Source organism: Saccharicrinis aurantiacus, from assembly GCF_947489045.1.
Lineage (GTDB): Bacteria > Bacteroidota > Bacteroidia > Bacteroidales > Marinilabiliaceae > Saccharicrinis > Saccharicrinis aurantiacus.
Map to the genome: position 1 here is coordinate 1 of NZ_CANLCN010000040.1, position 7,836 is coordinate 7,836.

Sequence of the window (7,836 nt, forward strand, 5' to 3'; positions counted from 1 at the left end):
TTAACAAGTGGCTTGATCCCTGTCATCAACTCATTATGGCTAATTTTTATTGGTTGGCGGCTCGGAATGACGCAATACCGTGGGCTTTGCAGTTTTTATTTTACGATGCTAAAGCATTTAAATATTCAACCACTCCTTGTGGATCGGCATTGAAGCTATCGGCACCAATTTTTTCGCAAAACTCTTGGTTTACCGGAGCACCACCAATACATACTTTAATGTTGCTATCTTTTTCTTTTATGGTTTTTACAATTTTTTCCATGTTGCCCATGGTTGTGGTAAGTAGTGCTGAAAGACCTATTACGCTACCCGGATTTTTCTCGGCTGTGGCTATAAAATCTTCGGCTTTTACATCGGTACCTAAATCAATTACCTCGTAGCCGTTTCCTTCAACCATCATAGAAACTAGGTTTTTACCAATATCATGAAGATCGCCTTCTACGGTTCCTAAAATAAATGTGCCCTTGCGCTCTGCAGCACCCGATGCAAAAAATGGTTTAAGATGCTCCATGCCTGCTCCCATTGCCTTTGCACTCATTAATACTTGAGGTACAAAAACCTTATTTTCGCGGAATTTATTACCTACTATTTCCATACCTACCATTAATCCTTTTTCGAGAATATCGGCCGGAGAAACGCCAGCATCTAAGGCTTGTTTTGTTAGTTCATCAGCACCATCTTGCCCCTTCATTGTTGGAGGATAAGGTGATTTTGCATCAATTTTACCTGTATCGACACACGCTGCAATTTTTTCTAATAGTTCTTCCATAATATTTTAGTATTTATTCTGAGGGTAATGCAGTGCTCAACAACAACGAACAAGCAATGCATTGTTAACAATGTTTTTTATTTTAAGTATTGAGTCAGTTGACTGAAGCCAGAAGTTAATGCCACTTAACACTCCTGACTACAGACATCTGGCTATATTCTATTCAACAGTTTTAATAATGATCTCGTTAGATTCAAAATTTCCTGATTTAGCTGATACTTTTATTACGCCAGCTTCGCGGGTGCTTTGTACCAACATCATGGCTCTACCATTGTGGGTGGTAATGTAATTCGATTTGTGTTTTTGCACATTTCTATCCCAACCATTATCAACGCCTATGTTAACGCCATTGCCTTCTACTTTAAAAACAAATTGATAATCTAAATCAGGAATTAAATCGCCATTCTTGGTTTGAACAAAGGCCTCTATGTGAACCACATCGTAGCCATTGGCTTTCATTTCTGTTTTATCGGCTTTTAGTACAATTTTGCCCACCCACTTTGCGGTTTTAATGGCATAATCGCTTTCTGCTTTTTCTTGATTTATACCCACTGCTTTAATTTCGCCAGCTGCATAGGGAACCAAATATTTTACGATATTGTCTTCAAAGTCGGCAGGGCTTTTTATGCCATAGCTTTTATTATTAACGAATAGCTCTACTTGCGGACTATTACTAAACACCTCAACAAATACAGAGTCGCCATCCTTATAATTCCAGGTTTGTTCCACATCGTCGAACAACCATTTATCTAGCCAATTATGTACGCGATTGTCCACCCATTTGCCATCGCTATAAATCCACTGTGCCTTTTTTGCATGTTTGGTGGCTAAATATGTATACGGTTTATCGCTCCAAAGTGTGCGGAAGAAATGACCGCGTGGAGTATAAAATCCGCAAAAATCGAGCAGCGAAATCTCTAACCCTTTCCAAGGAAAAGGGCCTGACTCACCGAGATAGGCAATACCTGTCCATAAAAAGATACCCGACATAAAATCACGATCTCTAATATCTTTCCACTCTTGATAGGTTCCCCAGTTTTCAGAACCATACATTATTCTATTTGGATAATTTTTATGATCCTCGTCGTAGTTAATAGCACGGTAGTTGTACCCTATTACATCAGGTACATCAAAGTAGCCTGTCATATTTCCGGCCTTTGGCAATACGCCACCTGTGGTTACAAATCGTGTAGTATCCACTTCTTTAAACCATTTTTGAATTAATTCGGCCGTTTCCTTTAGTTCGTCTACATCACTTCCTGTTTCTTCTATCAGCACTTGATTGTCTAGGCCTTGTGTACTCTTCTCCATTTTCCAGTAGTATGGATAAGTCCACTCAATTTCGTTACCCATACTCCACATAATAATAGAAGGATGATTGCGTGTGGCACGTATCATATCTTTGGCATCGCGCTCGGCCCATTCTTCAAATATATCGCCATATCCCACATGGTTCTCAGGCAATACATCCTTTGCAAAACGAGAGGTATTCCATTTTTGCTTATTGCGCTTCCACTCATCAAAAGCCTCGTTAATTACCAAAAAGCCCATTTCATCGCAAAGCTTTAATAGGCCTGGATCGGCAGGGTTGTGCGAACAACGAATGGCGTTTACACCAATTTCTTGGAGTGTATTTAAACGGCGTGCCCATACATCCTTAATAAAAACGGCACCTACAGCACCCGCATCGTGATGCAAGCAAACACCTTTCATTTTAACAGGCTTCTCATTTAAGTAAAACCCAGTGTTGGCATCAAAGCGAATTGAACGTATTCCAAAGTCAGTGCTATAGTTATCAACTACTGTTTTTCCATCAATAATCTCAATTTCGGCAGTATATAAGTTTGGTGTTTCTATGCTCCAAAGCTTTGGGTTCTTCAGTGCTATGGATACCTTAAAAGTATCTAACTGAGCTAAGGCACATTTTAGTTTCTTTTGTGCAATTACTTTTCCGGTGCCATCTTTAATGATTGCTTTTACCGAAGCATTGCTTAGTTTTTTGTTGGTGGTTTTAACTACAGTATGAATATCAACTGTGGCTTTCTTCTCGCTAACTAGAGGAGTCTCTATCCATGCACCGAATTGAGGAATATAAGTTGTGGCTGTATTAATTAAGCGCACATTACGGTAAATGCCCGAGCCGGTATACCAACGCGAATCGGCAAACTGCTCATGGTCTACTTTTACAGTTATGGTATTTGATCCACCATAATTAAGGTACGCGCTCAATTCGTAGCCAAACACACTATAACCATAAGGTCTTTTGCCCAGGTAATGCCCGTTAATCCACACCTTCGAATTGTTATATATGCCGTCAAACTCAATATTGGTAACGGTATTTTCCCAATTGGCTGGCACTTCAAATGTTTTACGATACCAACCAATGCCTGTTGGTAAAAATCCGGTAGAACCTGATGTTTTTTCTGTAGTGTACGATTGCTCTATGCTCCAATCGTGTGGCAAGTTTAAGGTGCGCCAAGCCGAGTCGTCGAAGTTTTGCTTCACTGCCTCAGGCGCATCGCCTAGTAAAAACTTCCAGTCGAAGTTAAAATCTTCAGTCGATCTTGGGCCTTGTGCCAAGGTTACTGCAGAAAGACATAGTAATATAAGTGCCGTGCAAAGGGTGCTTTTCATAATCAAAAAATAAATAGATGTGTGCCAATATTTTGTATGCTCAATCTATAAATTAAGTATCAAGAATACGGCTGTATTCTCGATACTATATAGGTGTTATTTTAGTTGTTCTTGCGCTATCTCAATAAATTTCAGGATATTCTCCTTAGTGGTATCACTTTCTACGGAGTGAGATGGAGAGAAAATATATCCGCCATTTTTACCCAAGTCGATTAGTGCTTTAGATTCTCTTTCAACATCTTCAACAGAACCGAATGGTAAAGTTTTTTGCATTGATAAACCACCATGGAAAGCCAATTTACCTTGGTACATTGGTAATATTTCGTTAATGTCCATTACCTCTGGCTGAAATGGGTTAAAGCAATTTAATCCACACTCAATCAAATCAGGGAATAACTCGTCCACATCTCCACAAGAGTGAATCATCACATATTTTCCGTTATCACGCGCAAAACCGTACATACGCTTAAGCTGTGGATATACAAATTCTTTCCACGTATCGTATCCGAAAATTAAACCATGTTGTTGCCCCCAGTCATCGCCAAAGTAAACAGCATCAATATCATACTCCATTGCCTTTTTAATTTGCTCAATATTGTAGTCGGCAATTTTGGTAAATAACTCATGTACAAAATCGGGGTACATCATAAAATCCATCAGCAGATTCTCCATACCGCGCATACTCCAAGCACGCTCATATAAGCTAAACCCAATTTGAAACACACGAAATAAATCGGGCTTCTTTGCAATTTCAGGTTCTATGTTGGCAAAAAAACGTGGATCGTGCGGATCTGGGAATTTCACACCTTCCATCGAAGGTTCGCTAATTACAAAGGGAGCACTGGCATCGCCAATATCTTTATCAATCGACCTGTCCCAAATTACACCAAATACATCCTGAAACATATCGGGTTCAACTTCTTCGAAAAAACCAATATCACTACCTAAGTTTAATATGTGGTTTCCTAAAACAGGATCAAGATCATCAACGCCATAATGCTCTTGAAGCATTTGTTTTGGTTCTTCTGTAAATTTAAAAGACCATGGTACATAAGGAGGCTTTTTACCATCCAAAACCATTTTTACTACTTCTCTTTTTGTCATGGATTCTAGATTTTTATCTGTCCTACAATTTTAGGGCATTGATGTTAAAAATATTTAAGTTATATTGCCAATACTTTAGTTATATTATCATGTCGTACATACATAGAGAAAATAATGTTAGTTATGCCGAATTTGAGAAGGTAGAAGTGTCACAAAGTGTTTCCTTTAAAGTAGGAAAATATGAGTCGGCCTTTTTCGAACGGCCGTGGCATTACCATCCCGAGTTTGAGTTACTTTTAATTACCAAAGGCCATGGCATGCGCATGGTTGGCGATCACTTTGAGAAATTTGAAGAAGGCGATTTGGTATTACTGGGCGCTAATTTACCCCATGCCTGGATTTCGGATCAATCCTATCTGCAGCCCAATAACGATGAAACCTGCGAATCTATCTACATCCAGTTTAAGAAAAGTGTATTCGGAACCAATTTTATTGAAATACCCGAGCTAAAAAGTATTCGTACCATTCTGCACAAATCAGAGCGAGGCGTAAAAGTTACAGGAAAGGATAAGGAATATATAGTTTCGGTAATGACCAATATGATTTATCAGAAACCCATTGAGCAACTTTTGCTACTCATAAAAATGCTCGACGTAATATATAATACCGAATACGAAGTTTTGGCTTCAGGACACTACCACCAGCGCCAGATCTTCAAGAATGATAAAATGACCAAGGTACATAACTATATTATGCGCAGTTTTAAAGAAGAAATTACCATTGAATCCTGTGCAAGTGATGTTGACATGACAGTGACTTCCTTTTGTCGGTTTTTCAAAAAGCACACCAATGTAACCTTCTCAGTTTACGTAAATTATTTACGAATTAATCTGGCACAAAAATATATACTAAACACCGAAATGCCCATTAAAGAAATCGCCTTTGAGTGCGGCTTTGTATCCATCGCCTATTTTAATCAGGTGTTTAAAAAACTAACAGGCGTTTCGCCATTGGTGTTTAAAAAGAAGCAATTAAGGAGTACACAATAATAATGGCGCTTTATCCAGCTATTCGCTATAGCCACTGCAATGTGCCATAAGTTTGTCTAGCTTGTACGTGTGCTCCTAAAGTCGCATCCGCCAAACAAGTCAAACTAAAGCCCCAATGCAATGGGCTGCCGCTACTATCTGGGCGCTGCAAAAAACCACAAGCGAGGGAAATAAAAAAGACCACCCTAGGGCAGTCTTTATATAATATTATATAGAAGTAATTATATTACAACTTGAAAGCTTCTTGTATAGCATCCACATAATCTAACTTCTCCCAAGTAAATAGCTCAACCTCAAATTTCTTTTTACCAAAATAAGGCGATTCAATTTCTTTAACTACCACTTCTGGTTTTCTACCCATATGGCCATATGCTGCCGATTCCTCGTAAATAGGATTACGAAGCTTTAAGCGGTCTTCAATAGCAGCCGGACGTAAATCAAATATTGATTTAAGTTTTTCTGCAATTTTGCCATCGCTTAATTCTACTTTAGCAGTACCATAAGTGTCAACAAAAACACCAACCGGTTCAGCAACACCAATAGCGTAGGCTAGCTGCACTAAAACTTCATCCGCTAAACCAGCAGCCACAACATTTTTCGCAATATGGCGCGAAGCATAAGCAGCAGAACGATCTACCTTCGATGGATCTTTTCCAGAGAAAGCACCACCACCGTGTGCACCTTTTCCTCCATAAGTATCCACAATAATTTTACGACCAGTTAAACCTGTATCGCCATGGGGACCACCAATTACAAATTTACCTGTTGGGTTAACATGTAATATAATAATATCATTAAACAAAGCTTGAACGCGTTCTGGCAATAAGGCTTTGGTACGTGGTATTAATATATTCTGAACATCGTCTTTAATTTTTGCCAACATTGTTGCCTCTTCATCAAAGTCGTCGTGCTGTGTAGATACAACAATAGTATGAATACGTTGCGGTTGATTATCATCGCTATACTCAATAGTAACCTGACTTTTAGAATCCGGACGAAGGTAAGTCATCTCTTTCCCTTCTCTTCGGATAGCTGCTAACTCAATTAATAATTGGTGCGAAATCTCTAAAGCCAAAGGCATATAGTTATCTGTATCGCGCGATGCGTAACCAAACATCATACCTTGGTCACCGGCACCTTGCTCCATTCTTTCTGCTCTATCAACCCCTTGGTTAATATCTGCTGATTGTTCGTGAATAGCCGAAAGTACACCACAAGAGTCGCCATCAAAACGATATTCACTTTTGGTATAACCAATTTTGTTAATTACTCTTCGCGCAACTTCTTGTACATCAACATAAGTTTTTGAACGTACTTCACCTGCCAAAACAACCTGTCCTGTGGTTACTAAAGTTTCACAAGCCACTTTTGAATCTGCATCAAATGCAATAAAGTTGTCGAGTAATGCATCTGAAATTTGATCAGCTACTTTATCAGGGTGCCCTTCAGATACTGACTCAGACGTAAATAAATATGCCATAATATTTTAATTTTAATCTCATTATATTCCTAACATCAAACTCCTATATACTGTATATTGTTTATATGTAGAATAAATAGATAATGTGAATAATAGGATAGCAAAAAGGTAAGAAGCCATTTTAGCACTTTTTTTAAGTGGTTGCAATCAGTCAAATCCATCCACTATCCGAAAATTTCTGACGCAAAACTACAAAAGTTTCGTTTTATCCTCAACAATAAAGTCGATTTTTATCGTAATTTATAGAGATATAACAACTGAGAATATTTTTTTTACTATCCTAAATTATTGATAGCTAGAGTACGAAATAAAAACCTTGAGTTTTTTTACAAGAATTATTTGGAGGTAAAGGAATTTGCTATATCTTTGCATCCGCATTTGAGACAGAGAGTATCTCTTCCATGCAAATAAGGTCCGTTCGTCTAGGGGTTAGGACGCCAGGTTTTCATCCTGGTAACAGGGGTTCGATTCCCCTACGGACTACAAGTAAAAAAGTTAGGTCATAAATACAAACGACAGATGGCAAATCATAAATCGGCGTTAAAAAGAATTCGTCAAGCAGAGAAAAAAAGAGTACACAATAAGTACTATGCAAAAACTACTCGTAATGCAGTAAAAAACTTGCGTAATGCAGGTGAAAAAGAAGCTGCTGCAGAGATGTTCCCAAAAGTTGCATCTATGCTTGATAAGTTAGCCAAAAGAAACATTATTCATAAGAATAAAGCGTCTAACTTAAAATCTAAGTTAGCTAAGCATATCAATAAACTGTAATTACGGTTTAGCTCGGTCCGTTCGTCTAGGGGTTAGGACGCCAGGTTTTCATCCTGGTAACAGGGGTTCGATTCCCCTACGGACTACAT

At 38.5% G+C, this 7,836-nt stretch carries 6 protein-coding genes and 2 tRNA genes; 4 read left to right on the forward strand and 4 right to left on the reverse strand.

What is annotated here, in order from left to right; all coding sequences use genetic code 11:
* Positions 1 to 100: 100 nt before the first annotated feature.
* The 3 genes from QMO11_RS21660 to QMO11_RS21670 form a co-directional block, all read right to left on the reverse strand.
* Complete coding sequence (locus QMO11_RS21660; RefSeq protein WP_068472272.1) at positions 101 to 769, reverse strand: cobalamin B12-binding domain-containing protein; 669 nt, start codon at positions 767 to 769, stop codon at positions 101 to 103.
* A gap of 159 nt (positions 770 to 928) precedes the next feature.
* A complete protein-coding gene (locus tag QMO11_RS21665; protein ID WP_282040035.1) occupies positions 929 to 3,403 on the reverse strand; it encodes a glycoside hydrolase family 2 TIM barrel-domain containing protein in 2,475 nt (824 codons plus the stop codon).
* Between the two features lie 96 nt (positions 3,404 to 3,499).
* A complete protein-coding gene (locus tag QMO11_RS21670; RefSeq protein WP_068472268.1) occupies positions 3,500 to 4,507 on the reverse strand; it encodes a uroporphyrinogen decarboxylase family protein in 1,008 nt (335 codons plus the stop codon).
* 89 nt (positions 4,508 to 4,596) lie between these two features.
* Between QMO11_RS21670 and QMO11_RS21675 the strand changes: the two genes are divergently transcribed.
* On the forward strand, positions 4,597 to 5,496 hold the full coding sequence (locus QMO11_RS21675; protein ID WP_075602653.1) for an AraC family transcriptional regulator: 900 nt from the start codon (positions 4,597 to 4,599) through the stop codon (positions 5,494 to 5,496).
* A gap of 226 nt (positions 5,497 to 5,722) precedes the next feature.
* On the opposite strand, the gene metK is transcribed toward QMO11_RS21675, so the two are convergent.
* The gene (gene metK, locus QMO11_RS21680) at positions 5,723 to 6,976 is read right to left on the reverse strand and encodes a methionine adenosyltransferase (RefSeq protein WP_282040037.1); all 1,254 of its coding nucleotides are present in this window, start codon (positions 6,974 to 6,976) and stop codon (positions 5,723 to 5,725) included.
* Positions 6,977 to 7,387: 411 nt separating this feature from the next.
* Between metK and QMO11_RS21685 the strand changes: the two genes are divergently transcribed.
* The 3 genes from QMO11_RS21685 to QMO11_RS21695 all read left to right on the forward strand — a co-directional run bounded on the left by QMO11_RS21685 (position 7,388) and on the right by QMO11_RS21695 (position 7,833).
* A tRNA-Glu gene (locus QMO11_RS21685) sits at positions 7,388 to 7,459 on the forward strand.
* 36 nt (positions 7,460 to 7,495) lie between these two features.
* The gene (gene rpsT / locus QMO11_RS21690) at positions 7,496 to 7,747 is read left to right on the forward strand and encodes a 30S ribosomal protein S20 (protein WP_068472263.1); all 252 of its coding nucleotides are present in this window, start codon (positions 7,496 to 7,498) and stop codon (positions 7,745 to 7,747) included.
* A gap of 14 nt (positions 7,748 to 7,761) precedes the next feature.
* Positions 7,762 to 7,833, forward strand: a tRNA-Glu gene (locus tag QMO11_RS21695).
* Positions 7,834 to 7,836 lie beyond the last annotated feature (3 nt).

What these genes read in the sequence shown, in the direction of transcription:
- QMO11_RS21665 (WP_282040035.1), bottom strand. Translation starts at nt 3,403, where the DNA reads ATGAAAAGCACCCTTTGCACGGCACTTATATTACTATGTCTTTCTGCA.
- QMO11_RS21670 (WP_068472268.1), bottom strand. Translation starts at nt 4,507, where the DNA reads ATGACAAAAAGAGAAGTAGTAAAAATGGTTTTGGATGGTAAAAAGCCT.
- rpsT (WP_068472263.1), top strand. Translation starts at nt 7,496, where the DNA reads ATGGCAAATCATAAATCGGCGTTAAAAAGAATTCGTCAAGCAGAGAAA.
- QMO11_RS21675 (WP_075602653.1), top strand. Translation starts at nt 4,597, where the DNA reads ATGTCGTACATACATAGAGAAAATAATGTTAGTTATGCCGAATTTGAG.
- QMO11_RS21660 (WP_068472272.1), bottom strand. Translation starts at nt 769, where the DNA reads ATGGAAGAACTATTAGAAAAAATTGCAGCGTGTGTCGATACAGGTAAA.
- metK (WP_282040037.1), bottom strand. Translation starts at nt 6,976, where the DNA reads ATGGCATATTTATTTACGTCTGAGTCAGTATCTGAAGGGCACCCTGAT.